General features: G+C 73.6%; 25 protein-coding genes. 21 read left to right on the top strand and 4 right to left on the bottom strand.

What is annotated here, in order from left to right:
• Window positions 1-42 precede the first annotated feature (42 nt).
• Window positions 43-1,152, bottom strand: a complete 1,110-nt coding sequence (locus AB0F89_RS31015) for a DegT/DnrJ/EryC1/StrS family aminotransferase (protein ID WP_367129201.1) — start codon at window positions 1,150-1,152, stop codon at window positions 43-45.
• A 259-nt stretch (window positions 1,153-1,411) separates the two neighbouring features.
• Between AB0F89_RS31015 and AB0F89_RS31010 the strand changes: the two genes are divergently transcribed.
• Window positions 1,412-2,632: a macrolide family glycosyltransferase gene (locus AB0F89_RS31010; RefSeq protein WP_367129200.1), complete on the top strand. Its 1,221-nt coding sequence runs from the start codon at window positions 1,412-1,414 to the stop codon at window positions 2,630-2,632.
• On the top strand, window positions 2,629-4,107 hold the full coding sequence (locus AB0F89_RS31005) for a BTAD domain-containing putative transcriptional regulator (RefSeq protein WP_367129199.1): 1,479 nt from the start codon (window positions 2,629-2,631) through the stop codon (window positions 4,105-4,107). The genes AB0F89_RS31010 and AB0F89_RS31005 overlap by 4 nt, the downstream gene beginning before the upstream one ends.
• An 87-nt stretch (window positions 4,108-4,194) precedes the next feature.
• Here AB0F89_RS31005 and AB0F89_RS31000 read toward each other — a convergent pair whose 3' ends face one another.
• On the bottom strand, window positions 4,195-5,805 hold the full coding sequence (locus AB0F89_RS31000) for an FAD-dependent monooxygenase (RefSeq protein ID WP_367129198.1): 1,611 nt from the start codon (window positions 5,803-5,805) through the stop codon (window positions 4,195-4,197).
• Between the two features lie 142 nt (window positions 5,806-5,947).
• On the opposite strand from AB0F89_RS31000, the gene AB0F89_RS30995 reads away from it, so the two are divergent.
• From AB0F89_RS30995 to AB0F89_RS30915, 17 genes are read left to right on the top strand one after another with little or no spacing between them, the layout of a single operon-like run.
• On the top strand, window positions 5,948-6,694 hold the full coding sequence (locus AB0F89_RS30995) for a 3-oxoacyl-ACP reductase family protein (RefSeq protein WP_367129197.1): 747 nt from the start codon (window positions 5,948-5,950) through the stop codon (window positions 6,692-6,694).
• A 53-nt stretch (window positions 6,695-6,747) separates the two neighbouring features.
• Window positions 6,748-7,053, top strand: coding sequence for an acyl carrier protein (locus AB0F89_RS30990; RefSeq protein WP_053732927.1), 306 nt, complete (start codon window positions 6,748-6,750; stop codon window positions 7,051-7,053).
• Window positions 7,050-7,529 (top strand): 3-hydroxyacyl-ACP dehydratase FabZ, encoded by a 480-nt coding sequence (gene fabZ, locus AB0F89_RS30985; protein ID WP_367129196.1) that lies wholly within the window; start codon window positions 7,050-7,052, stop codon window positions 7,527-7,529. Before AB0F89_RS30990 ends, fabZ begins: the two co-directional genes overlap by 4 nt.
• A gap of 16 nt (window positions 7,530-7,545) precedes the next feature.
• On the top strand, window positions 7,546-8,610 hold the full coding sequence (locus AB0F89_RS30980) for an aminomethyltransferase family protein (RefSeq protein ID WP_367129195.1): 1,065 nt from the start codon (window positions 7,546-7,548) through the stop codon (window positions 8,608-8,610).
• Between the two features lie 45 nt (window positions 8,611-8,655).
• Complete coding sequence (locus AB0F89_RS30975) at window positions 8,656-10,917, top strand: beta-ketoacyl synthase N-terminal-like domain-containing protein (protein ID WP_367129194.1); 2,262 nt, start codon at window positions 8,656-8,658, stop codon at window positions 10,915-10,917.
• Window positions 10,914-11,642: a nitroreductase family protein gene (locus AB0F89_RS30970; protein ID WP_367129193.1), complete on the top strand. Its 729-nt coding sequence runs from the start codon at window positions 10,914-10,916 to the stop codon at window positions 11,640-11,642. Before AB0F89_RS30975 ends, AB0F89_RS30970 begins: the two co-directional genes overlap by 4 nt.
• A complete protein-coding gene (locus AB0F89_RS30965; protein ID WP_367129192.1) occupies window positions 11,639-12,889 on the top strand; it encodes an NAD(P)/FAD-dependent oxidoreductase in 1,251 nt (416 codons plus the stop codon). The genes AB0F89_RS30970 and AB0F89_RS30965 overlap by 4 nt, the downstream gene beginning before the upstream one ends.
• On the top strand, window positions 12,886-13,767 hold the full coding sequence (locus AB0F89_RS30960) for an alpha/beta fold hydrolase (protein WP_367129191.1): 882 nt from the start codon (window positions 12,886-12,888) through the stop codon (window positions 13,765-13,767). Before AB0F89_RS30965 ends, AB0F89_RS30960 begins: the two co-directional genes overlap by 4 nt.
• Window positions 13,768-13,817: 50 nt before the next feature.
• Window positions 13,818-14,732 carry an ACP S-malonyltransferase gene (locus AB0F89_RS30955; RefSeq protein ID WP_367129190.1) on the top strand — a complete coding sequence of 305 codons (915 nt, stop codon included), beginning with the start codon at window positions 13,818-13,820 and terminating at the stop codon, window positions 14,730-14,732.
• Window positions 14,729-15,172 (top strand): phosphopantetheinyl transferase, encoded by a 444-nt coding sequence (locus AB0F89_RS30950; RefSeq protein WP_367129189.1) that lies wholly within the window; start codon window positions 14,729-14,731, stop codon window positions 15,170-15,172. The genes AB0F89_RS30955 and AB0F89_RS30950 overlap by 4 nt, the downstream gene beginning before the upstream one ends.
• Window positions 15,163-16,011, top strand: a complete 849-nt coding sequence (locus AB0F89_RS30945) for an ester cyclase (RefSeq protein ID WP_367129187.1) — start codon at window positions 15,163-15,165, stop codon at window positions 16,009-16,011. The genes AB0F89_RS30950 and AB0F89_RS30945 overlap by 10 nt, the downstream gene beginning before the upstream one ends.
• A 19-nt stretch (window positions 16,012-16,030) precedes the next feature.
• Window positions 16,031-16,804, top strand: a complete 774-nt coding sequence (locus tag AB0F89_RS30940; protein WP_367129186.1) for an alpha/beta fold hydrolase — start codon at window positions 16,031-16,033, stop codon at window positions 16,802-16,804.
• On the top strand, window positions 16,801-17,316 hold the full coding sequence (locus tag AB0F89_RS30935) for a phosphopantetheinyl transferase (RefSeq protein WP_367129185.1): 516 nt from the start codon (window positions 16,801-16,803) through the stop codon (window positions 17,314-17,316). The genes AB0F89_RS30940 and AB0F89_RS30935 overlap by 4 nt, the downstream gene beginning before the upstream one ends.
• Window positions 17,307-18,335 carry a nitrous oxide reductase family maturation protein NosD gene (locus tag AB0F89_RS30930; protein ID WP_367129184.1) on the top strand — a complete coding sequence of 343 codons (1,029 nt, stop codon included), beginning with the start codon at window positions 17,307-17,309 and terminating at the stop codon, window positions 18,333-18,335. Before AB0F89_RS30935 ends, AB0F89_RS30930 begins: the two co-directional genes overlap by 10 nt.
• 13 nt (window positions 18,336-18,348) lie before the next feature.
• Window positions 18,349-19,287 (top strand): ABC transporter ATP-binding protein, encoded by a 939-nt coding sequence (locus AB0F89_RS30925; RefSeq protein ID WP_367129183.1) that lies wholly within the window; start codon window positions 18,349-18,351, stop codon window positions 19,285-19,287.
• Between the two features lie 30 nt (window positions 19,288-19,317).
• Window positions 19,318-20,511: an ABC transporter permease gene (locus AB0F89_RS30920; protein ID WP_367129182.1), complete on the top strand. Its 1,194-nt coding sequence runs from the start codon at window positions 19,318-19,320 to the stop codon at window positions 20,509-20,511.
• A complete protein-coding gene (locus tag AB0F89_RS30915; protein WP_367129181.1) occupies window positions 20,508-21,653 on the top strand; it encodes an ABC transporter permease in 1,146 nt (381 codons plus the stop codon). Before AB0F89_RS30920 ends, AB0F89_RS30915 begins: the two co-directional genes overlap by 4 nt.
• 133 nt (window positions 21,654-21,786) lie before the next feature.
• On the opposite strand, the gene AB0F89_RS30910 is transcribed toward AB0F89_RS30915, so the two are convergent.
• Window positions 21,787-22,212 (bottom strand): PRC-barrel domain containing protein, encoded by a 426-nt coding sequence (locus AB0F89_RS30910; RefSeq protein ID WP_367129180.1) that lies wholly within the window; start codon window positions 22,210-22,212, stop codon window positions 21,787-21,789.
• 171 nt (window positions 22,213-22,383) lie between these two features.
• Between AB0F89_RS30910 and AB0F89_RS30905 the strand changes: the two genes are divergently transcribed.
• Entirely contained in the window at window positions 22,384-23,619 is a 1,236-nt protein-coding gene (locus AB0F89_RS30905) for a sorbosone dehydrogenase family protein (RefSeq protein WP_367129179.1), read from the top strand.
• Between the two features lie 60 nt (window positions 23,620-23,679).
• On the opposite strand, the gene AB0F89_RS30900 is transcribed toward AB0F89_RS30905, so the two are convergent.
• A complete protein-coding gene (locus AB0F89_RS30900; protein WP_367129178.1) occupies window positions 23,680-24,435 on the bottom strand; it encodes a cyclopropane-fatty-acyl-phospholipid synthase family protein in 756 nt (251 codons plus the stop codon).
• A 335-nt stretch (window positions 24,436-24,770) separates the two neighbouring features.
• On the opposite strand from AB0F89_RS30900, the gene AB0F89_RS30895 reads away from it, so the two are divergent.
• Window positions 24,771-25,667: a DUF6801 domain-containing protein gene (locus AB0F89_RS30895; RefSeq protein ID WP_367129177.1), complete on the top strand. Its 897-nt coding sequence runs from the start codon at window positions 24,771-24,773 to the stop codon at window positions 25,665-25,667.
• Window positions 25,668-25,672: the final 5 nt, after the last annotated feature.

Here is a 25,672-nt window from a genome sequence, read left to right as displayed (position 1 = left end):
GGGCCCGGTGGGGACGGGCGTCACCGCCCGCTCCCGGCCCGGTCAGAGCGTCGCCAGCACCTGCTTGAGCGCGTCCACCACCTGCTCCTGCGTGTCCTGGGGCAGCGACGGGTACATCGGCAGCGAGAAGATCTCGTCGGCCACCCGCTCGGTCACCGGCAGGCTGCCCCGGGCGTAGCCCAGGTGCGCGAAACCGGTCATGGTGTGCACCGGCCACGGGTAGCTGATGTTCAGGTGGATGTCGTGCGCCTTCAAGCGTTCCAGGATGTCGTCGCGCCGGGGGTGGCGCACCACGTGGACGTAGTGCACGTGCGTGTTGCCCGGCGCGGTCGTGGGCAGCACCAGGTCGGTGTCCGCCAGCGCCTCCGCGTACCGCGCGGCCACCGCCTGCCTCGCCGCGACGTAGTCGTCCAGGCGGACGAGCTTGCGGCGCAGGATCTCCGCCTGGACCTCGTCCAGCCGGCAGTTGTGGCCGGGTGTCTCCACGACGTAGTAGGTCTTCTCCATGCCGTAGTAGCGGTGGCGGCGCAGGTTCGCGTCCACCGCCGGGTCGTTGGTGATCGTCGCGCCGCCGTCGCCGTAGGCGCCGAGCACCTTGGTGGGGTAGAAGGAGAACGCGGCGGCGTCGCCCATCGACCCGGCCACTCGGCCGTGGTGGCGCGCGCCGTGCGCCTGGGCGCAGTCCTCCACGACCAGCAAGCCGTGCCGCTGCGCCAGCTCCCGCAGCGGTTCCATGTCCACGCACTGGCCGTACAGGTGCACGGGCAGCAGGGCCTTCGTGCGCGGTGTGATCACCGAAGCCACCTGCGCGACGTCCATCAGGTAGGTGTCCGGGTCCACGTCGACGAACACCGGCGTGGCGCCGACGGCGTCGATCGCCAGCACGGTCGGCGCGGCGGTGTTGGACACCGTGACCACCTCGTCGCCGCGGCCGACGCCGAGCGCCTGGAGGGCCAGGCGGATCGCGTTCGTGCCGTTGTCCACGCCGACGCAGTGGGCGACGCCGTGGTAGGCGGCGAACTCCGCCTCGAAGGACGACACGCTCGGCCCGAGGACGAGCCTGCCGGAGGAGAACACCGTCTCGACCGCGTCGAGTATGTCCTTGCGCTCCGATTCGTATTCGCGCGAGTAGTCCCAGACGAGCGTGGCCATCGGCAGCCCTTTCGCGGTGGTCGGCTTCCCGACCAGCCTAGGTCCGGCCCCCGGTTAGGGGGTAACCCCTAACCTGCAGGTCAGGGCGGTCGGCGCGGGCCGCGGGGAGGAACGGCCACTGGTCCGTTCGCGTGAGCGCCGAGGGGCGGCGGGGATAGGGGGCTTAGGGGTGTCCAGGCCGCTTCCGAGCGCTCTACGGTGGCCACGCTCCCGGCGTGGTCGCCGGATATCAGCACATCCATCGGGGCGAGGACGACAAATGTCGCGGCATTTCCTGTTCATGTGCCACCCGGATCACGGGCACATCATCCCGAACCTCGCGGTGGTCACCGAACTGGCCGCGCGCGGGCACCGGGTCACCTACCTGACCGCGCCGAGCATGGCGGAGATCGTCACCGAGGCCGGCGCCACCGCCGTGACCTACCCGTCCCGGTACCGCGACGCCGACTTCGCCCTCGTGGCCAACGATCCCGGCTACCTGATGGGCGTGCTGCTCGACGAGAGCGAGGCCATGCTCGCCACCGCGACGGCCGAGCTCGACGGCGACCGGCCGGACTGCCTGGTCTACGACACCTCGGTGCTCTACGCGGCCCGGGTGCTGGCCCGGCTCTGGGAACTCCCCGCCGCGCAGGTGATCCCGGTGTTCGCGTCCAACGAGCACTTCTCGTTCCTCAACGCCATGTACAACCCCGAGTCCGACGCCGCCGAGCGGCCCGCGGCGGAGCGGCCGAAGGAGATGCCCGAGTGGGTCGGCGCCACGATGGCGCGCATCGGCGCGCTCTGCGCCCGCTACGGGGTCGCCGCCGCGCCGCACGAGGTGTGGTTCGAGGTGCCGCCGCTGAGCCTGGTCACCGTGCCGCGCGAGTTCCAGTACGCGGGTGAGACCTTCGACGAGCGGTTCGCGTTCGTCGGGCCGTGCGTCGGCGACCGCGGCTTCCTCGGCACGTGGACGCCGCCCGCCGACGACCTGCCCGTGGTGCTGGTGTCGCTCGGCGCGGTGTTCAACGAGGACGAGGGCTTCTTCCGCACGTGCGTCGAGGCGTTCCGCGGCCGGCCGTGGCACGCGGTGATGACCACCGGCGGCGGGGTGGACCGCGCCTCGCTCGGCGACCTGCCGCCCAACGTCGAGGTGCACGACTTCGTGCCGCACGTGGCGGTGCTGGAGCACGCGGCGCTCTGCGTCACCCACGCCGGCATGGGCACCGTGATGGAGGCGCTGCGATCGGGCACGCCGATGGTGTGCGTGCCGGGTTCCGCGCTCGACCGGCCCACCGGGTGGCGGGTCCGCGACCTGGGCCTGGGCGCCGTGCTCGACCCGGCCGACCTCACGCCCGAGGCGCTGGTCGAGGCGATCAAGTCGGTGCTGGGCGACGAGGAGACCGCGGTCCGGTCGGAGCTGATGCGCAAGGCCGTCGCGGAGGCGGGCGGCACGGCGCGCGCCGCCGACGAGGTCGAGAAGCACCTGGCGCGGTCGCGTTGACCGCCGCTCCGACCGAGTTCGGCGTGCTGGGCCCGATCCGGGTCCTGCGCGCCGGCGCGGAGAAGCGGGTGGGCGGCCCCCGCGAGCGCGCGGTGCTGGCGCGGCTGGTGTTCGACGCCAACCGCGTGGTCAGCGTGGACCGGCTCATCGAGGCGGTGTGGCACGGCGACCCGCCGGCCAGCGCGCGCGGCCAGATCGCGATCTGCGTGTCGCGGCTGCGGCGGGCCCTCGGCGAGTCGGGTCGCGCCATCGACACCGCGAGCCCCGGCTACGTGGCGCGGCTGGACGAGGGCGCGGTGGACTGGTTGCGGTTCAACGCGCTGGTCGGCCGGGCTCGACCGCGCGCGGCGAGTGGTGACGTGGCGGGCGCGGCGGCGCTGTACCGCGAGGCGCTGGGGTTGTGGCGGGGCGTGCCGTTCGAGGACCTGCCCGGTCTGCGCGCGGAAGCGGTGTCGCTGCAGTCCGCGCGGTTGGACGCGGTGGAGGCGTGCGCCGAGCTGGAGCTGCGGCTCGGGCTGCACCACCGGGTCGGCAAGGACCTGGCCGCCGTGGTGGCGGAGCACCCGCTGCGCGAGCGGGCGCGGGCGCAGCTGATGCTGGCCCAGTACCGGTCGGGTCGGCGGGCCGACGCGCTGCGCACCTACCAGGACGCGCGGCGGGTGCTGGTCGAGCAGATCGGCCTGGAGCCCGGTCCGGAGCTGCGGGAGCTGCACGAGCAGGTCCTGCGCGACGCGCCGGCGCTGCTCGCGCCGGCCCGTGCCGAGGCGCAGGTGGTGGTGGCGCCGTCCCAGCTGCCGCGCCAGGTGCTGCCGTTCGCCGGTCGGTCGACCGAGCTGGCCGAGCTGGACGCCGCCCTCGCGGCCGATCCGGACGTGCCCGGCGTGGTCGTGCTGTCGAGCCCCGGCGAGGTGGGCAAGACGGCGCTGGCGCTGCGCTGGGCGCACCGCCGCCTGGACCGGTTCCCGGACGGGCAGCTGCACGCCGACCTGGTGGACGACTTCGACCGCCCGGTGCCGCCGGCCGTGCTGCTGGACCGGTTCCTGCGGGCGCTCGGCGTGCCCGCGGCGTCCATCCCGGACGACCCGGGTGAGAAGGTCGCGCTGTACCGCGGCGCGGTGTCGCACAAGCGCGTTCTGGTGGTGCTGGACGGCGCGGTGGACTACGCGCAGGTCCGGCCGCTGCTGCCCAGCGGTGCGCACACCAGGGTCATCGTCACCAGCCGGCACCCGATGGACGAGCTGGTGGCCCGTCAGGGCGCGCACCGGGCGTTCGTGGAACCGCTGAGGCCCGAGGAGTCGTGGGAGCTGCTGACCATGCTGCTCGGGCACGACTGGGTGGCCGAGGAGCGCGGCGAGGCGAGCAGGATCGTCGGCTCGGCGGACGGCTTCCCGCTGCCGCTGCGCCGCGCGGCGGCGGGCGTCCGGGCCGCACCGCACCGCCCCGACCGCCGGTGGCTGACCGGCGTGCCCGCTTGACCGGTGCGCCCCGCTCGACCGGTGCGCGACGCGGCTGTCCGCGTGACCCCGTTGCCCACCCGACCGGCGCACGTCGCGGTGGGCCGGTCAACCACGTGCGAGAACGGTGTCGACCGCCGCCGACAGCGCCTCCGCCGACGCGGCAGCCGTGCTGCGCCAGGCCACGTGGCCGTCCGGGCGCACCAGCACCGCGCCCGCCGTCCCCACGCCGTAGACCGAGGCCCACGTGGGCGACACCACCGCGGTCGAGCCGTCGGCCGAGACCTCGACCGCCGTGATCGGCGCGCCGGTCCGGGCGCCGACCTCCTTCGCCACCTGCGCCCAACCGCTGCCCGCCGGGGTGAGCAGGACGAGCCCCGTGCCGAAGAAGTCCAAAGTGGACAACGTCTCCACGCCCCGGGTCAGCGGCAGGTGCGGCGCGCGGTGACCCGGTCGCGCGGTGGGGACGTACGTCCGGTAGGGGTCCTCGACCGCCGGGGCGTCGGTGCCGTCCGGCACGACGGCGGTCGAGTCGTAGTGGAAGCCGAGGACCAGGCCCTCGCAGCTGCGCCGACCCGCCTGCTGCGCGATGGCCTCCTTCATGGACAGCTCGCCCTCCATCATCCGGAACGTGATGAAGGCGTTGGCCAGGCTCTCGCCGACGGTGCGCTCACCGATCGGGTGGCGCTCGGCGTCGTAGGTGTCGAGCAGGGCCTCGCCGGCCGTGCCCGCCAGCACCGCCGCCAGCTTCCACACCAGGTTGTGCGCGTCCTGGATGCCGCAGTTCATCCCGAACCCGCCCTGCGGCGTCGACACGTGCGCCGAGTCGCCCGCCAGGAACACCCGGCCCGAGCGGAAGCTCGTCGCGGTCACCGCCTGCTGCAGCCACGGCATCACGCCGACCAGCTCGACGTCCAGGTCCGGCACGCCGACGGCCTCGCGCACCACCCGCACGCAGAACTCGGGCGTGAAGTCGGCTTCGCTGCCGCCCTCGTCCGGGTCGTAGCCGGTCTGGATGATCCAGCGCCGCTGGTTGTCCACCGCCTCCACCGCGCAGGGGATCGCGCTGCGGATGAAGTACAGCGCGCACATCCGGTCGGTCAGCAGCGGCACCAGGTCGGCGTCGAACATGATGCTGATCATGTGCCCGAGCGGCGGCGGGCCCTCGACGCCGATGCCGAGCCGGTCGCGCACGGTGCTGCGCCCGCCGTCGGCCGCGATGGCGTAGCGGGCGCGGACGGTCGCACGGCCGGACGCCGATTCGACGACCGCGTCCACACCGGACCCGTCCTGCTCCAGGGACGTGAGCGTGGTGGAGAACCTGACGTCGGCGCCGGGCAGGCCCTCGGCCAGGTCCCGCAGGACCACCTCGAACTTGTCCTGCGCGCAGATGTAGGTGTACGTGGGGCTGTGCGGCGCGTCCTCGGCGACGGGGGCGACCTCGCGGTGGAAGTCCTCCGCGGTCAGCGAGGAGCCGACGCCGACGGCCAGGCTGTCCTCGCGCGGCAGGCCGACGCGCTCCACCTCCCGCGCCAGCCCCCACGCCCGGACCAGCTCCATCGTGCGGGTGGACACCAGGCGCGCCTTGGGGAAGATCGACGTCCCGGCGTGCCGCTCCACCAGCAACGACGTCAGCCCGTGCCGGGAGCACTCGATCGACGCGGCGAGGCCGACCGGACCACCACCGACGATCAGGACGTCGACCTCGAAGTCAGCCATGCGCATGAGCCTGCGACACCGCCGCGGGGACGTCAAGGAGGCGGATATCGAAGTGATAGAGCACTGAAGTCGCAGGTCAGTAGCGTTGCGGCGAACGACGGCGTGCGCAGCGGGCAAGCCTTGGACAACGTGGGGAGGCGCCATGTTCGCCGAAGGATCGGTCGCCGTGGTCACCGGCGGGTCGCGCGGGATCGGGCGGGCCGTCGTGGTCGACCTGGCGGCCCACGGCGTGCACGTCGTGGTCAACTACTCGCGCTCGGAGGAGCAGGCCAAGGAACTGGTCGCGCAGGTCGAGCAGGACGGCGGCAGCGCGAGCGCGGTGCGGGCCGACGTGACCGACGAGGACTCGGTGCGCGAGCTGTTCCGCTCCGTGCGCTCCGAGCACGGCAGGCTCGACGTGCTGGTCACCAGCGCGGGTGTGACCCGGGACCGGCACCTGGTCGCGATGAGCAGCGCCACGTTCCGCGAGACGATGGACATCAACGTGCACGGCACGTTCCTGGCCTGCCGCGAGGCGATGCGCATCATGCAGCACCAGAGGCGCGGCGCGATCGTCACCCTCAGCTCCGCGAGCGGCCTGGACGGCGGCTTCCCCGGCCAGACGAACTACGTCGCGTCCAAGGGCGCGATCATCGCGTTCACCAAGGCGCTGTCCTACGAGGCCGCGCCGCACGGCATCCGCGTCAACGTGGTGGCGCCGGGGTTCGTCGAGACCGACATGACCAAGGTCATCCCCGCGAAGCTGCGCGACGGCTACGCCTCGCGCATCCGGCTCGGCCGCATGGGCCGACCCGAGGAGATCGCGAACCTGGTCACGTTCCTGGCCTCCGACAAGGCGTCCTACATCACCAGCGAGACGTTCGTCGCCAACGGCGGCGGGCTCGGCTGACCCCCGCGCCGGAACACCCGGGGCCGGAGCACCCAGCGGACGGAAGGACAAGCGTGACCCTCGACGAACTGCGCGCCACGGCGGCCGCCCGGCACGACACGTGCGCCCAGATCAAGAAGATGATCGTCTCCCGGCTCGACCTGCCGATCGAGCCCGCGTGGATCACCGACGACCAGCCGCTGTTCGGCCGCGGGCTCGAACTGGACAGCCTCGACGTGCTGGAGCTGTACGTGGCGATCGAGGCCGAGTTCGGCGTCGCCCTCTACGACAGCGACATGTCGGTGTTCGGCTCGGTGTCGCGCCTGGCCGACCACGTGAACCCGGCCCTGGCCGAGCAGGCGCCGACCGGTTCGGCATGACGACGACCCAGGAGCCCGTGCGGGCGGGGACGTCGCTGACCAACGACCAGCTCCGGGAAGTCCTGCCGCACCGCTGGCCCTTCCTGCTGATCGACCGGGTCGAGAAGGTCGAGCCGGGCGTCGGCGCGGTCGGGATCAAGAACGTCGCGGCCACGGAGATGTGGTTCCAGGGGCACTTCCCGACCGCGGCCGTGCTGCCGGGCGTCATCGTCGTCGAGGCGATGGCCCAGCTGGCCGGCGTGGTGTTCGCCCTCGCCGGCGCGGGGCCGATCGGCTACCTCGCGGGCGTGCGGTCGATGAGGTTCCGCCGCCCCGTCGTGCCGGGGGACCGGCTCGTCCTCACCGCCGACCGCACGGCGGGAGGCCGGGGCTTCAGCGAGTTCAAGGTGAGCGCCAGGGTCGACGGCCAGGTCGCCGCCGAGGGCACCATCACCATCGCCGACCCGGCAGCCACCAGCCCTACCGGAAAGGTTTGACACGACAATGGAACCCTTGACGTCGCCGGTCAAGACCGCGCACCCCGACGGCGCCGAGTACGGCACCGTCCTGGACGCCGAGGTCGCGCTGCGGTTCAGCACGCTCGACGCCGAGTACGAGGCGATCCGGGAGCGGGCCGCCCTGCTGGACCTGTCCGGCGAGCGGATCATCGAGCTCTCCGGCAGCGGCGCGACCGACTTCGCGCAGAAGGTGCTGGCGCGCGACGTGGAGTACCTGACCGCCGAGCGCTGCATGACGAGCCTGGTGCTCGCCGAGGACGGCGCCGTCGTGGACCAGGTCGTGGTCTGGGGCCGCGAGGACGGCCTGCTGCTGGAGTCCTCCACCGGCGCCGGCACCCGGCTGCTGGAGCACCTGCGCGCGCACGCCGAGCCCGGCGTGGAGATCACCGACCGCACCGCCGAGCACGCCCTCTTCGGCCTGGAGGGCCCGTACGCGTGGGGCGTGGTCGGCCGGCTGATCGACGGTGAGCTGGCCGCGCTGCCGTTCGAGTCCGTCGTGGACAGCCAGTGGGACGGCGTGGACATCCTGTTCGCCCGCACCGGTGTGACGGGCGAGTACGGCTACAAGGTGCTGGTGCCGCGCGAGTCGGCCGAGCGGCTGTGGACCAAGGCCCTGGAGCACGCCGTGCCCGCTGGCCAGGAGGCCGTGGAGCTGGCGATGCTGGAGGTGCGGCAGCCGGTCGTGCGCCACGAGGCGGGCGAGGGGGTCGACGTGCTGGAGATGGGCGCGGGCTGGCTCGTGGACATCACCAAGGACGAGTTCATCGGGCGTGACGCCGTGGTCGCCGCCTTCGAGGGAACGGCCGAGCGCCGCACGGTCGGCTTCTCCGGCGGCGCCGAGGTGCCCGCTCCGGGCACGCCGGTCACCGTGGGCGGGGAGCGGATCGGCGAGGTCGTGCACGCCGTCCACAGCGTCGGGCTGAAGTCCTCCCTCGGCCTGCTGCGGCTGCCGCCGGACCTGGCCGCCGCCGGGCTCACGGTCACCGTCGGCGACACCGAGGTCGTCACGCTGACCAGCCCGTACGTCACGCCCAAGAGCTGGAGCACCCCGATCATCTGATCTGGTCACCCGGGCGCTCGCCCGGGGTCGCGAGGAGGAGCAAGCATGGCGCTGCGGCCAGTGGTCATCACCGGGGTCGGGGTGATCTGCGCGGTCGGCCGGGACCCGGAGGAGTTCTGGGGCCGGCTCACCGCGGGCGGGGGCGGCATCACCGCCGTGGAGGACGAGCGGTTCGGCGCGTTCGAGGCCAGGTTCGCGGGCCAGGTGCCCGACGAGTGGATCGACGCGCAGCTGCCGGCCGAGGACACCGGGCTGGACCGCACTGCCCGGCTCGCCCTCGTCGCGGCCCGGCAGGCGGTCGCCCAGGCGGGGCTGGGCGCGGCCACGCCCGGCGAGCGGTTCGGGTTGGTCCTCGGCAAGTGCCAGGCCACCCCGACCGCGGCGGGCGGCTACCAGCCCATGCACGCCACCGGCGACGTCGTCGCCCGCAAGCTGGGCATGACCGGCCCGCGCATCCTGGTCTCGACCGCGTGCGCGGCGGGCGGCAACGCGGTCGGCCTGGCCAAGGACAAGATCCTCACCGGGGACGCGGACGTGGTGCTCGCCGGCGGTGTCGACCCCCTGCTGTTCGGCACCTACGCGGGGTTCGCGGGCCTGCAGGCCCTCAGCGCCCGCCCGTGCGGCCCCTACAGCCGCTCGGACGGCCTGAACCTGGGCGAGGGCGCCGCGTTCCTGGTCGTGGAGGCGCTGGACCACGCGCTGGCCCGGGGCGCGGAGCCGCTGGCCGAGGTCGCGGGCTACGGCCTGTCCGCCGACGCCTACCACGCCACCGCGCCGGACCCGACCGGCCGCGGCGGCGCCACGGCCATGCGCCGGGCGCTGGCCGACGCCGGCCTGGACACCGACGCCGTGGACTACGTCAACGGGCACGGCACCGGCACGCCCGCCAACGACGCCATGGAGAAGAAGGTCATGCGCGCCGTGTTCGGCGAGCGGGCGCCGCAGGTGCCGACCAGCAGCATCAAGAGCTTCATCGGGCACACGCTGGGCGCGGCGGGCGCGGTCGAGGCGGTGGCCAGCGTGCTGGCCCTGCGCACCGCGACCGCGCCGCCCACCATCGGGTTCACCGAAGAGGCGATCGCGGAGTCCACCCTGGACTTCGTGCCGAACACCGCGCGTGCGCTGCCCATGGACGTCGTGGTGTCCAACAACTACGCGTTCGGCGGCAACAACGCCTCGCTCGTGCTGCGCCGCCCCGGCGGCCCGCGCGAGTACGACGAGCTGCCCGCCACCGAGGTCGTCCTCACCGGCCTCGGACCGGTCACCGGCCTGGGCACCGGCATCGCCGAGGTCGCCGAGGCGGTCGCCAACGGCCGCACCGCGGTCGGCGCGGAGCCTTCCCTGGAGGGCCGCACGTTCGCGCCGCGCTCGCTGTGGCGGCACATGAACAACCTGTCCCGCATGGCGATCGCCGCCTCGCGGCTGGCCTGGGAGGACGCCGGGCTGAAGCTGCCCCGCGCCGCCCTGGACAACGTGGGCGTCATCTTCGCCACCGCGGCGGGCTCGGTGGAGAGCACCGACGGGTTCGACGAGAGCGTGCTGGCGAACCCGAACAAGCCCGCCGTGCTCAGCTTCTCCAACGTGGTGCTCAACGCCACCGGCGGTGCGGTCTGCCAGACCCTGGGCCTGCGCGGCCCGACCACCACCATCTGCAACGGCAACGCGTCGGCGTCCATCGCGCTGGACTGCGCGGTGGAGACCATCCGCGCGGGCAAGGCCGACGTGGTGGTCCTGGTCGCGGCCGACGAGGCGCCGAGGTCCGGCGACGGCGCGCAGGTGAACCCCTACGACCGGAACTCGGGCGAGGCGCCCGCGTCCGCTTCGGTGGCCATGGTCGTCGAGTCCGCCGCGCACGCCGCCGCCCGGGGCGCGATCCCGTACGCGCGGGTGCTGGGCAGCGCCCACGCGGGCGCGGGAGCGGGCGACGAGCGGTCCCTGGTGGAGCGCGCCCTCGCCGCGCTGCCCACCGAGGGCGTCGACCTGGTGATCGGCGCGGCCACCGGCGGCGCGACCGACGAGGCGGAGGCGGGCGCGGTGCTCGACGCCGTCCCGTCCGCCCGGCTCACCGCCACCGCGGGCCTGACCGGCGACGCGGGCGCGGCCACCGGCGCGCTGAACCTGGCGCTGGCCGCCCTCGCCCTGCGCGACGGCGTCGCACCGGCCATCCCGGGGCTCACCAGCCCCCGCGCCGGCGCGGTCGAGTCCTACGTCACCAAGCCCGAGCTGCCGGCCGCGCTGGCCAAGGCCCTGGTGCTCAGCGCCGCGCCCGGCTCGGTGCGCGGCGGAACCCTGCTGGGTGCGGTATGACCGGCGAGCCCTTCGACGTGCTGGAGACCGACCGGCTGCTCACCACCACCCGGTCGGTGCGCCGCCGGCTCGACCTCGACCGGCCCGTGCCGCGCGCGGTGATCGAGGAGGCGCTGGAGGTCGCCGTCCAGGCGCCGACCGCGAACGACCAGCAGAACTGGCGCTGGGTGGTGATCACCGAGCAGGCGGTGAAGGACCAGCTGGCGGAGCTGTTCGACATCTCCTGGCAGTTCCACCAGAAAGAGGTGTGGACGCGGTCCGGGCGTCGCCGCAACAGCCCGCAGGCCAGGAAGAACAACGCCTCCGCCGCCACCCTGGCCGAGACCATCGCCCGGGTGCCCGCGCTGGTGATCCCGTGCGTGCTCGGCCGGCCGCCGGACATCGGCGCGATCGACGCCGAGTGGCTCGGCTCGACCGGCACCCGCAACCTCGGCACCTGGCAGGAGGGCGTGCGGATCGGGGCCATGCGGGCCAGCAACTTCTACGGCTCGATCTTCCCCGCGGTGTGGTCGTTCCAGTTGGCCCTGCGCAGCCGCGGCCTCGGCAGCACGATCACGTGCATGCACCTGCCGTTCGAGCGGCAGGTGGGCGAACTGCTCGGCATCCCCGCCGGGGTCACCCAGGTCTGCCTGGTGCCGGTCGCCTACACGATCGGCACCGATTTCCGCCCCGCCAAGCGGGTTCCGGCGAAGGAACGCACGTCCTGGGAGAGGTGGCAGGCATGACCGTCGAGCACACCGGGATCGACGTCGTCGTGGTGGGCGGCGGTATCGCGGGCGCGTCCGCCGCGGCCAACCTCGCGCTGAACGGCCTGTCCGTGGTGCTGCTGGAGAAGCAGGAGACCTACCAGGACATCGTGCGCGGCGAGTGGATCGCGCCGTGGGGCCTGCGGGAGGCGCAGACGCTGGGCGTGGAGGACGCGTTCGGCCTCGGCGGCGCGTGGGAGATCCGCGAGTGGACGCAGTGGGACGAGACGGTCGACCCGGCCGAGGCGGAGACCGTGGACATGACGCGGTTCGTGCCCGGTGTCGGCGGCCCCATGTCGTTCCCGCACCACGAGGTCTGCGCGTTGATGGCCGAGCAGGCCGAGGACAACGGCGCGACCGTGGTGATGGGCGCGCAGCGGGTCCAGGTCACCGCCGGGACCAGTCCGGAGGTCCGCTGGACGCGTGCCGGGCAGGAGCACCTGGCCAAGCCGCGCATGGTCATCGGCGCCACCGGCCGCGGCTGCACGGTCGGCCGCCAGGTCGGCGTGTCCATGGCGACCTCGGTGCACCACTGGGGCGGCGGGCTGCGGGTCACCGGCCTGGACGACTGGCCGATGGACGTGCAGGCGATGGGCACCGAGGACGAGAAGATGTTCATGGTGTTCCCGCAGGGCGACGGCAACGCCCGGCTCTACATCAACTTCCCGACCGCCAACCGGAAGCTCTACCAGGGACCGGGTGGCGAGCGGCGGTTCATCGCGGACTTCGAGCTGGCGTCCCTGCCCGACCGCGGCAAGGCCGTGTACGCCGCCGCGAAGTCGATCGGGCCGCTCAAGCTGTGGCCGTCGGTGGCGATGTTCCCCGAGCAGCCGGTCGTCCTGGACGGCGTGGTGCTCGTCGGGGACGAGGCGGGCAACGCCGACACCGTGCTCGGCACCGGCCTGTCGTGCAGCCTGCGCGACACCCGCGCCGTGTGCGAGGTGCTGACCGGCGGCGACGACTGGTCGCCCGCCGCCTTCGCGGGGTACCTGGCCGAGCGCAAGTTCCGGATGGACCGGCTGCACTTCGGCGCGGGCATCATCGCCAAGCTGCACTGCGAGTTCGGGCCCGTCGCCGCCGAGCGCCGCCGCCGGGCGCGCGAGCTGATGGCCGAGAACTTCGCCGCGTCGGTGACCGGCCTGCTCAACATGGTGCCTCCGGAGGACGTGCCGGAGTTCGGGTTCAGCGAGTTCTTCGCCGAGAGGCTGTTCAGGGAGAGGGCATGAGCGTCAAGGACACCCTGCTGACCGGGTCGGCGCACGTCAACGGCGTCGACATCGCGTACGTGGACAAGGGCGAGGGCGACCCGGTCGTGCTGCTGCACGGCTTCCCCGACTCCCACTACCTGTGGCGGCACCAGATCGACCCCCTGGTGGAGGCGGGCTTCCGCGTCATCGCGCCCGACCTGCGCGGTTTCGGCGAGTCGGGCAAGCCGCAGGAGGTCGAGGCGTACGACATGCGCACGATCGTCAACGACGTCGTCGCCCTGACGCAGCACCTCGGCATCCCCAAGGCGCACATCGTCGGGCACGACTGGGGCGCCGCTATCGCGTGGATGTACGCCTTCCTGATGCCGCGCCGCGTCGACCACCTCGCCGTGCTGTCGGTCGGCCACCCCGGCGTGTTCGGCACGCCGTCGATCGAGCAGCGCAAGGCCAGCTGGTACATGCTCTTCTACCAGTTCCCCGGCGTGAGCGAACAGCTGCTGCGGCGCAACGGGTGGCGGCTGTTCAAGGAGATCATGGGCGGCGAGGGCGACCACCAGCGCTACCCGCGCGAGCTGGCCAAGCCGGGCGCGCTCACCGCGGCGCTGAACTGGTACCGCGCCAACCGCTCGCCCGAGGCCGAGCTGCGCGTGGAGAGCAACTTCCCGCCCGTGCTCGCGCCCACCCTCGGCATCTGGTCCACCGGGGACAAGGCGCTGCTCGAAGAGGGCATGAAGGGCTCGGTGAAGTTCGTCAAGGGCTCGTGGCGCTACGAGCGCGTCGAGGACGCCAGCCACTGGATCCCGCTGGACCAGCCGGAGATCGTCACCAAGCTGCTGCTGGGCTTCCTGGGCACCGAGAAGGCCGCGGCGGTGCCCACCCGGCGGCGCAGGCTCTGATCGGCGCCGGCTCGTCGGCAGGGGCAGCGCAGGAGACTGGAGGTTCGCAGGTGATCGGCTTCGTGTTCCCCGGTCAGGGCACGGTCCGGGTCGGCATGGGCGGCTGGCTGCGCCGCGACCCGGTGGGCGCGGCGGTGGTCGCGCGCGCCGACGAGCTGCTGCCCGAGCCGGTGTCCGAGCTGTGCTCCCGCGGGCCGCTGGACAAGCTCGTCGACACCCTGCACGCGCAGCCCGCCGTGACCGCGTGCAACCTCGCCGCGCTCGCGGTCCTGCGGGAGAGCGGCGTGGAGCCGGACGTCGTCGCCGGGCACAGCGTCGGCGAGATCAGCGCGCTGTGCGCGGCGGGCGTGCTGGACGCCGACGCCGCGCTGCGCCTGGTCGCCACCCGGGCCCGGCTGATGGCCGACCTGCCCGACACCGGCGGCATGACCGCCGTGCTGGGCCTGCCGCCGGAGCGGGTGGAGGAGCTGGCCGCCGAGGCGGCCCGGCCGGGTGAGCCGCTGGTCGTCGGCCTGGAGAACGCGCCGGACCACACCGTGGTCTCCGGGGCGACCGCCGCCGTCGAGCGGCTCGCCGCGCTGGCCGGGGCCGCCGGCGCCCGCAAGCTGGTGGCGCTCAAGGTGAGCAACGCGTTCCACTCGCCGCTGATGGCGGGCGCGCTGGACGGCTGGGCCGAGGCGGTGCGCGCGACACCGATGCGCCCGCCCCGCGTCCCGGTGGTCCCGAACGCGACCGCGGAGCCGACCACCGACCTGCCGACCGTCGTGGACGCGCTGATCGCGCAGCTCACCGCGCGGGTGCGCTGGACCGCCACGATGCGCGTGCTCGCCGACGCGGAGACCCTGGTCGAGGTCGGCGACAGCAAGGTGCTCGCCGGGTTGCTGCGCGGCGTCGGCGCGCGCTGCGTCAGCATGGCCGACCCGGCCGCCGTGCGCCGGCTGCGCCGCCCGGAGCCCGCGGCATGACCGGGTGGGGTAGCGCCGCCATCGCCTTCGGCGAGCTGACCGCGCCGTGGCAGCTGGTCGACCCGATGCCGCTGGAGGCCGTGTTCACCCGCCCGGAACGGCTGCGGTCCGGCGCCGGGCGCACCCTCCAGCACTGGGCGGGCAGGCTGGCGGCCAAGTACGCCGTGCTGCGCCTGCTGGGTGAGCCCGTGACCGCGGAGCACCTGGGCGCGGTGGAGGTGCTGCCCCTGCCCGCGCCCCTGTGCAGCCGCACGGCGGCCTGCCTGCACGGCCACCCGCCGGGCGTGCGCCTGATCGGCGTGCTGGACGGCAGGGAGGCGGCGGGCACCCGCATCCGGGTCTCCGTGAGCCACACCGCCGACCTGGCGTTCGCGGTGGCGCTGACCTCGGCCCGGCTGCCCGAGGACCACGACCTGGAAGCGGTGACCGCATGGACCTGATCGAGACCGCCGCGCGGTGGGCCGCGGCCTGGCGCGAGCGCGACGCCGCCGCCATCGCGGACGCGGTGGCGGGGTTCGCCGACCCGGACACCCCGGAGCCGGTGGCGGGCGCGGACCTCGTCGCGCACGTCGAGGCCGTGCTGACCCGGTTCCCGGACCTGGCGCTCGACTTCGCGCCGGCCGCCGACGCGGGCGACACCGTCGTGCTGACCTGGACCCTGACCGCCACGCACCGCGCCCCCTACCTGGGGATGCCGGGCACGGGCGGCGCGGCGGCGGTGGCCGGCGCGGACGTGCTGACCCTCGTGGACGGCGCGGTGCGCGTGCGCCGCCACTTCGACCGGGTCGCGCTGGCCTCGTCGCTCGGCCACACGCCGCGCTTCCTCCCCGCCCGCGACGAGGTGCAGGAGTACGGCATCAGCGCGCGCACGACGACGGGCAGGACCGACTACCCGCGGGTGCTCACGTTCACCTACCTGGACGTCCGCGACGACGTCGAGGGCGCGGACGTCGACCTGCTCAGCACCGAGGTGGTCAAGTCGCTGCGCGCCTCGAAGGGCTTCCTCGGCGTGGGCACGTTCGAGATCGGCACCCGCAAGTACACGATCAGCGCCTTCGACCGCCCCGAGTCGGTCCGCGCCGTGCACGCCCGGCCGCACCAGCGGTCCCTGCGGAAGTTCTTCCGCAGCGGCCTGTGCACCGGGGCTTACACCAGCGTGTGGGTGCTGGAGCGGGAGAGCTTCCACCTGCGCTGCCCCGACTGCGAGGAGGTGGTCGACGCGGGCGCGGGCCGGACCTGCGCGTGCGGCGCCACCCCGACCCCCGACCCCCTGTTCTGATGACGCCAGGAGTTGCCCGATGACGGTCTTCACCGCCGACCACCGGCCCGCACCGGGCGGGCGACCGCTGGTGGCCTTCATGTCCGCCCTGTTCGCGGGCGGCTGGATCTGGGACCACCCGTTCGCCGCCCTCGCCGACGCCGGGTGGCCGGTGCTGCGCACCGAGGAGCCGATCTGCGGGGTGGACGCGAAGATCGCGGGTTCCATCGAACGCCTCGGCGACGCCCTGATGGAGGCCGTGGACGCGGCCGGCGCGGAGGAGGTCGTGATCTGCGCCAACTCGCTGGGCGGCCTGGTCGCCATCGACCTCGCGGGCCGCTTCCCGGACCGGGTGAGGGCCATCGCGGTCAGCGGCGCGCCCGGCCTGAGCGCCGACCCCGACGTGGGCCTGAACATGGACCGGCGGGGCGACGTGCGGTTGCAGGGCGAGCAGTTCCGCGACCGCATGCTGGCCGCCCTCTTCCACGGCGAACCGCTGTTCACCGACGAGCAGGTGGAGTCGACCGCGCAGCTGCTGCGCCAGGGCTCGGCGATGGTCGCGATGGCCCGCAGCATCCGCGCCACCAGGACCTACCAGGTCGACCCGGCGATGGACAAGGTCACCTGCCCGTCGCTGTACATCTGGGGCCGCCACGACCGCATGACGCCGATCGAACCGTGGCTCGACCTGGTGCCGAGGCACGCGAACACCGAGTTCGTCACCGTCGAGGACTGCGGGCACATCCCGATGATCGAGCGCGGCGAGGTCTACACCGCCGAGCTGCTGCGGTTCCTCGACGGGGTCACCGGGTGACGGCGCCGCTGATGCTGTTCGGGGTGGACGTGGTGGACGTCGCCCGGGTCACCCGCGCCATGTCCTACAGCGGACCCGCCTACACCCGGCACGTCGCCTCGCCCACCGAGCACGACCTGCACGCCGACCCCGGCCTCGCCACCGCGGCCACGGTCGCGGTCAAGGAATGCCTGGTGAAGGCCATCGGCGGCCGTCCGCCCGGGTTCTCCTGGCACGACTTCGAAGCGCGCGGCGAGGCGCCGCCGCCCGGTGCGGAGTGGACCGACCCGCTGCTGGCCGCCGCCGTGCCCGAGGTCGAGGCGGCCACCCGGGTGTCGATGACCGAGCGCTGCGCCTACACCGTGTTCGGGGCCAGCGGCTCGGCCGCCCTGGCGCGGCTCACCGAGCGGTCCGCTGAGCCCGGTGACGACGCGGCCGTCGTCGGCATGGCCCGCTGGGGCTTCCGCGGCGACCTGATCGTCGCCCTTGCCATACTGACCACCACGTCGAGAGGAGCGCTGCGATGCCCGTGACCGAGGCCCCGGCCGAAGTCCGCATTCAACCGGGGGATTCCGTCCAGGAAGCGCTCGACGCCTGCGCTCCGGGCGCGGTGCTGCGCCTGGCCGAGGGCTCCTACGAGGGCAACCTGGTGATCGCCCGCCCGGACGTCACGCTCGTCGGCGCGGGCGCGGGCCGCACGGTGATCGTGCCCGGCGCCGTCACGCCCAGCGCCGTGCCGGCGCTGCACGACGCGCCCGCCGACGTGGTCAGCGGCATCACCGCGCACGACGTCTCCGGTGTGACCGTCGAGGGCCTGACCGTGCGCGGCTTCTCCGGCGCGGGCGTCTACGCGCACACCGCGACCAACCTGCGGCTCGTCGACGTCGAGTCGGTCGACAACGCGGTGTGGGGCCTGTACGTGCGCGAGTCGGCCGAGGTGGAGGTGTTGCGCTGCCGTGCCGAGGGCAGCCAGTACGGCGGCATCGCGCTGGCGTTCTGCCCGGCCGCCGACGCGCTGATCGCCGACAGCGAGAGCACCGCCAACGCCTTCGGCGTGTTCATCGACAACTCCAGCCGCGCGCGGGTGCTGCGCAACCGCAGCCACGGCAACGCGGCGGGCGTGCTGCTGCTGCACCAGACGTACGAGGGCGAGCTCCCCGGCGGCGTCGCCGACGTGCTCGTCGCGGACAACGACATCACCGGCAACACCCTGGCCTCCGGTGGCGACGAGCCCGGCGTGCTGGGGTTCGCCGGTCCGCCGATCTCCGGCGTCGGCATCGCCGCCATCGGCGTCCAGCGCGTCTCGGTCGTCGGCAACCGGGTGCACGGCAACGAACCCGGTGGCCCGTCGGTCATGGGCGCCGCGCTGGTCCTGGCCTCGTCGGCGGACTGGGGCGGCTCCGACTCGGTGGACAACTGCTTCGAGTGGAACACCATCACCGGCAACAGCCCGTTCGACGTGCAGATCGGCACCGACCCCGGCAACCAGCGCTTCCGCAACAACGTGGTGGGCTCCTCCCAGCCGGAGCGGATCGACGGGTGCGGACCTTGATCGAGAGGACGACATGACGCCTGCGCTGGTGTGCGAGGGCCTGGTCAAGCGCTACGGCGACAAGACCGTGGTCGACCAGGTCGGCTTCCACATCGACGAGGGGGAGGCGTACGGGTTGCTCGGCCCCAACGGGGCCGGCAAGACCACGACCATCTCCATGCTCGTCGGGCTGCTGCGCCCGGACCAGGGCTCGGTGCGGGTCGGCGGCATCGACGTCGACGCGGACCCGGTGGCCGCCAAGCGGCTCATCGGGTACGTGCCGCAGGAGATCGCGCTGTACCCGGAGCTGACCGCCCGGGAGAACCTGCGCTACTTCGGCAGGCTCCACGGCCTGCCGCGCCGCGAGCTGGCCTCGCGCATCGGCGAGGTGCTGGACCTGGTCGGCCTGACCGGTCGCGGCGACGACAAGGTGGACACCTACTCCGGCGGCATGAAGCGGCGCACCAACATCGCCGTGGCCCTGCTGCACCGGCCGAGCCTGCTCATCCTCGACGAACCGACGGTCGGCGTGGACCCGCAGAGCCGCGTCGCCATCCTGGACCGGGTCGAGGCGCTGGTCGGCGAGGGCATGAGCCTGCTCTACACCTCCCACTACATGGAGGAGGTGGAGCGGGTGTGCACGCGGGTCGGGATCATCGACCGGGGCCGCGTGGTCGCCGACGGGACCAAGCGCGAGCTGGTCGCCGAACTGGGCGGCACGGACCGCGTGGAGCTGACGGTGGACGGCGACGTCACCGCGGCGGCCGAGAAGCTGCGGGCCGTGGAGGGCGTGTCCGAGGCGGTGGTCACCGGGTCGGCGTCGATCCGGCTGCTCGTCGCCGGCGGGCGGCACCTGCTGCCCGCGCTGCTGACCGCCGTCGGCGACGCGGGCGCGGTGACCGGTGTCGAGGTGGTCGAGCCCGACCTGGAGGCGGCGTTCCTGCACCTCACCGGCAGCACCCTGCGCGACTGACGCGGACCGAGCTAGGGATGGGCGAGAACCTTGGGGAAGAGCACCTTGCGTGCCCTGCTGGTCGTGGGCGGGCACGAGTTGCGGTCGCGGCTGCGGGACGGCACCGCGCCGCTGATCGCGCTCGTCGCGCCGATCCTGCTCGCGACCCTGTTCGGGCTGGCGCTGGGCGGTGACGACGACCCGCCGCTCAAGGCGACCATCGGCGTGGTCGACCTCGACGGCGGCGAGTTCCCGGCCAGCGTGCAGCGCGAGGCGCTGAACACCGACGAGCTGAAGGGCGTGCTGACCTTCCGCCAGTACCCGGACGAGGGCGCGGCGCGCACCGCGGTCGACGGCGGCGAGGCGGGTGCGGCCCTGGTGTTCCCCGCCGGGTTCAGCGAGGGCGTCGGCGCGGGCCGCGGCGGGCAGGTGTCCGTCCTGGAGTCGCCCGAGTCGCCGCTGGCGGGTGTGGTGGCGCGCAGCATGGTCGACCGGATCTCGGCGCTGGTCGAGGCCAGGACGCTGGCCGTGCGCGCCTCGCTGGAGGCGGGCGTGCCCGCCGACCGGGTGCAGCTCTTCGTGGAGGAGAACGGCGCGGCCGGGCCGCCGCTGTCGCTGGTCGGCGACCCGGTCGCGGGCGGTCGGGTGGACCTGGCCGTGCACTACGGCTCGGGCATGGCGGTGATGTTCGCGTTCTTCGTCGTCGGCACCACGGCCCGCAGCCTGCTCACCGAGCGGCAGAACGGCACGCTCGACCGGATGCGCGCCGCGCCGGTGCCGCTGTGGACGGCGCTGGTGGGCAAGAGCGCGGTCGGGTTCGGGCTGGCGCTGGTCAGCATGTGCGCGACCTGGCTGTCCTCGGTGCTGATCTTCGGCGCGAGCTGGGGCGACCCGGCCGGGGTGTTCCCGCTGCTGCTGGCGCACGTGTTCGCGGCGACCGCGATCGTGATGCTGGTGGCCAGCCGCGCGAAGACCGACGCGCAGGCCGACGGCTACACGCTCGGCGTGGCGTTCGTGTTCGCGTTCCTGGGCGGCAGCATCGTGCCCGTCTACAACCTGCCCGAGTGGCTGCGCGGCGTCTCGCTGATCACGCCCAACGGGTGGGTGTCGGCAGGGCTGTCGGAGCTGGCGGGCACCGGCGCCGGGCCGTCCGCCGTGCTCGTGCCGATCGCCGTGGTCACCGGCATCGGCGTCGTCGCCGGCGCGCTGGCGCTGCTCGGCTTCCGCAAGGGGAGGTTCGCGTGAGGCCCCGCCCCGTCACCGCGCTGGTGCTGGCCAACCTGAAGCGCCAGCTGCGCGACAAGGTCGGCATGTTCTTCATCGTCGTCATGCCGTTCGTGACGATCGTGTTCGTCGGCATGGCCATGGGGGGCTCGTCGGACGCGAAGCTGCCGGTGGCCGTGGTCGCCGACACCTCCGACCCGGTGTCGGCGGCCGTGGTCGCCGAGCTGGAGTCCGACGAGGCGCTGGAGGTGCGGCGCGCGGAGGACGAGGAGGAGGTCCGCGACGGCGTCCGCCAGGGTGAGCTGGCCGCGGGACTGGTCGTGGCGCCGGGCGACACCGAACTCGAACTGGTCATGACCCAGACCAGCGGCAGCGGCATGGCCGCGCGCAGCAAGATCGACGTGGCGGTCGGCAAGGTGGCTGCGGTCCTGGAGGCGACCCGCGCGGCGCGGGCGGCGGGCGCGTCGCCGGAGCAGGCCGAGGCGTACGTGCGCACGGCGCGGGAGGAGTCGGTGGCGGTCACCGTCGCCTCGACGGGTGGCGAGGACTCCGCCAAGCCGACCGGCTTCGCCTACACCGCGCCCGCGAACCTGCTGCTGTTCACGTTCATCAACTCGATGGCCGTCGCCGCCGCGCTGGTCGAGAGCCGCCGCATCGGCATGGTCCGCCGCTCCCTGGCCGCACCGGTGCGGCGGAGCCGGGTGCTGCTGGGCGAGGCGGTGAGCCGGTTCGGGGTGGCGGTCGCGCAGTCCCTGCTGATCATCGTGGCGAGCCGGTTCCTGTTCGACGTGCGGTGGGGCGACCCGCTGGGCGTGGCGGTGGTCGTGGCGCTGTTCTGCCTGATCGCCACGGGCGCCGCGATGCTGGTCGGCGCCCTGGTGCGCTCGCCGCAGCAGGCCCCGGCCATCGGCCCCCCGGTGGGCATCGTGCTGGGCATGCTGGGCGGCTGCCTGTGGCCGCGCGAGGTGGCCGGCGAAGCGCTGACCACGATCGGCTACCTGTTCCCGCACTCGTGGGCGATGGACGCGCTGCTCACCCTGTCCCGCCCGTCGGCGGGGCTGGGGTCGGTGCTGGTCGAGGTCGCGGTGCTGGCGGGCATGGCGGTGGTGGCGCTCGGCGTCGCGCTGGTGGTGTTCCAACGGCGGGCGCTGACGACGATCTAGCGCCCCGTGCCGCCGGAGCGGTCGGCGGTGCTCCGGTGCCGCTGAACGGAGCGACCGGAGTCGCGGTGCGTTGCCGCGACCCCGGTCGGGATCGGTCCGTCCGCTTCGCGGTGGACCGTGGCACGTGCTCCGGCTACATCATCGGCGGGATGCGGTAGGTCTCGGTGTAGTAGTCGCCGGTCCGACGCCGGTAGTCGTCGCGGTCGGGGGCGCCCGGGTCGTACTCGGGCGCGTTCTTGATCTGCTCCTTGGTGCGGTCGACGTAGACCTTGCGCTCCTCGTGGTCGACGCGGTGCACGGTGCCCACGGGCAGGACGACCTTGCGGCCGAAGATCCACGGACCGGTGTCGACCATGAGGCAGTCCGCGGGCACCTCGGCGTCGTCCTCGTCGACCTTGCCGATGCCGCCGTCGGTGGCTTCGACGTGGTAGCCGATCACACCGGTGTCCGGCCGGGCGCCCGCCGCGCCCTCCCGCTCGACGTCCTCCGCCGCTCGGTCCCGGTCGGTCAGCCACGACGGGTCGCGCCAGGCCCACGGGGTGAACGGGAACGGTTGCATCCGAGCCTCCAATGTCCAGGGCAGTGCAGGCACGGACTACCCGCTCGGCCGCGAGTTGATGCGGGCCTCGGGGAAGGGGTCAGGACGGAGGCTGGCTGCGGGCGGGGAGTCACGGTACGTTCGGGAGCGCTCCCAGAACGTGACCACCTCCCTGCTTCGAGGAGCCGAACCATGTTGCGACGGCGTAGTCGCTCGATCCCCTTGCTCGCCGGCCTGCTCGTCCTGGCCCTGTCCGCGTTCCTGTCACCCCCGGTGAGCGGCAGCACCGCGACCGGCACGCCCCGCACCCGCTCGGTGCCGCTCACGGAGCTGACCGTGGCGTCCGAACAGGTGGCGAACGGTTTGCGGCGCCCGATCGCGATCACCGGGCTGCCGGACGGTCGGATGCTGATCGCGGAGAAGGAGGGCACGGTCCGCGCCTACCACCCCCGCACGGGCCTGGCCGCCGAACCGGTGCTCGACCTGACCGAGCGGATCGACGCGTCGGACAACGAGCGCGGCCTCCTCGGCATCACGCCCGCGCCGGACTTCGCCCGGACCGGCGTCCTCTACGTGGCGTACACGAGCCTGCCGGCCGGTGAGCTGACCCTGGCGCGGGTGCCCATCAACGCCCCGGCGCGGGTTCAGGTGCTGCTCACCCAGGAGCACGCCGAGTACGGCAACCACAACGGCGGACAGGTGGCGTTCGGCCGCGACGGCTACCTCTACTGGTCCCTCGGCGACGGTGGCGGCGCGTACGACCCGTTCAAGTCCGGCCAGGACCTCGGCACCCTGCTCGGGAAGATCGTGCGGATCGACGTCAACCGCACCTGCGGGGCGAAGCCCTACTGCGTGCCCTCCTCCAACCCGTTCGTCCGCGCGGCGGGCGCGCGGCCGGAGATCTGGCTCTACGGGCTGCGCAACCCGTGGCGGTTCTCCGTCGACCCGGTCGACGGCTCGCTGTGGATCGGCGACGTCGGCCAGGGCCTGGTCGAGGAGATCAACCACATCCGCCCGTGGCAGGGCGGGGCCAACCTGGGCTGGTCCTGCCGCGAGGGCACCCCGGTGTTCGACCCGCAGCAGTGCCGGGCGGGCGGTCGGTACACCGACCCGGTCTTCGAGTACGACCACTACAACGACAACTGCTCGGTGACCGGCGGCGTGGTGTACCGGGGTTCCCGGACCCCGGAGGCGTGGGGCACCTACATCGCGAGCGACTACTGCTCGACCCGCGTGTTCGCCGTGCGCCCCAAGTTCGACGGCGGCTACGAGACCGCCACGATCGGCAACCTCCCCACCCAGCCGAGCGCGATCGCCACCGACGTGCACGGCGAGCTGTACTCGCTCAGCGACCTCCCGGGGTACCTGAACCGGGTGCGGTTCGAGCGGGTCCAGCCGGCCTCCGGCGACGGGGTGTCGAACCGCTGAGCGTGCGACGACCGCCGGGTGCGCTCCGGCCGGAACGGTGTTCCGGCCGGAGCCCCCGGCTCAGGACGTCCGGCGCGCGGTGAGCAGGAGTCGGCCGCTCCCGATCCCGTACGGTTCGCCGTCCGGGCCGGCGAACAGCCCGATGTCGGTGAACCCGTTGCCGGACAACAGGTCGACGATCTGAGCCACCGTGTACACGTGGTGGATCGCGGTCGTGTCGAGCTCTTCCTCGCCGCGGGTGAACCGGTAGTGGCTCAGCATCCGGCTCCCGGCGACGTCGTACTCGCTGGTGGCGAGGACGGTGATGTCGCCGGTCCGCATGGTCCGAGGTTCGGCCCGGTAGCCGGGCAGGACCGACTCGGCCGCCGAGGCGAAGTCGACCACCAGGCCGCCGCCGGGGCGGACGGCGCCGCCCAGCGCGGCGGCGAACTCCCGCAGGCCGTCGAGTTCGAGGTAGCCGAAGCTGTTGCCCAGGCACACCACGGCGTCGAACCCGTTGCCCTGCGGGATGTCCCGCATGTCGGCGTGGACGAACTCGACGTCGAGACCGGCGGCGGCGCGGCGGGCGTGCCCGATCGCCTCGGCGGACAGGTCGACCCCGGTCGCCCGGTGCCCGCGCCGGGCGAGTTCCAGGCTGTGCCGCCCGCTGCCGCACGGCACGTCCAGGACCCGTGAGCCCGGCGCGAGACCCAGGCGTTCCTCGACGAAGTCGATCTCCGCGACGGTGACCTCCGGCGGCACGGCGCGCCGCCAGAACTCGTTGGGCAGTTCGGTGAAGAAGTCCACGTACCAGGTGGACGGGGGAATTCCGGACATGCGAAAGACTCCTTGCGGTGCATCGGCTCTTGAAGGCGATGTCACCGGGCGGCCCCGGGCCGTCGAACGGCCTCGGTGCGGTGGCCCGGTGTGGTGTTCCGGGCAACCATGGCTTCCTCCACAGTCAGCGGTCGCCCCGACGGTAGCAGCGCCCGGCAGGGGTCGGCGAACGACTTTCGCGCACCGGGCCGGGGAGACCCCTACCCGCCGTGCGCTTCGGTGGCGTCGGCGTGCCGGTTCGGTGAAGGGCTGGTGGGCCGGGTGGGGGACGAGGACGATCGACCCGGGACCGTCGGCGGTGCGGTGGGAGCGCCACCACGGCACGAGGGGGCATCATGCGACGAGTGGCGAAGTCCCGGCGCGCCGTGGTCGGCGCGGCGGTCGTGGCGTTGTTCTGCACCGGGGCGTTGGCGGGGAGCGCGCACACCGCGTCGGCGACACCGGTGAGGTCGGAGCTGGACTACACGTGCGCGGTCGAGTCCGGGCCGGAGCTGGTGGTGCGGGCCGGCGTCACCCTCGTGCTGCCGGAAGAGGGGATGGCGAACGGCGACGTCCCGTACTCCGAGCCCGCGTTCATCGACGTGGACCTGTCGCTCGGCGCCGAGCGGACCGGGTTGGCGGCGCGCGGCGGGGTGCGGTTGGACGGCGACAGCACGGCGACGCTCGCGGTGGGCTTCGTCGGGCCCGTCACGCTGGAGAGCGCGGCGGTGCTGACGTTCGCCCCGACGTGGGTCACGCCGTCCGGTGACGGGCTGCCCCTGACCGCGGCGGGAGGTCTACCGGGACTGTCCTTCGCGCGGCCCGGCGACTACGCCATCCACCTCGGCGAACTCAACCTGTCGCTGCGCCCCGAGCGGGCCGACGGCACGCCGCTGGGAACGGTGACCGCCACCTGCGCGCCCGACCCGGCGCAGGGCTCGCTGGGCACGCTGACCTCCGAGTCGAGCATCATCGAGCACCCGGTGCGGCCGTCCCAGCTGCGGGTGACGGGGGTGACGCCCACCAGCGCGTCGCTGGCCTGGCACGCGGTCCCGTGGTGGTTCGACACGTGGGGTTACGAGGTCTACCTCGACGGGGTGAAGGTCGCGTTCGCCACCGGGAAGCAGGCGACGATCACCGGCCTGGCTCCCGACAGCCAGCACCGGGTCAAGGTCGTGACCCGGGACGTGCGCGGCTTCTCGTCGCCCCCGAGCCAGGGCCTGGTGTTCGCCACTCCTCCCGCCGGCCGCTGACCCCG

The sequence above is a fragment of the Saccharothrix sp. HUAS TT1 genome (assembly GCF_040744945.1).
Lineage (GTDB): Bacteria > Actinomycetota > Actinomycetes > Mycobacteriales > Pseudonocardiaceae > Actinosynnema.
Note: the sequence above shows the minus strand (reverse complement) of the source record. Positions and strands in the feature narration are given on the sequence as shown.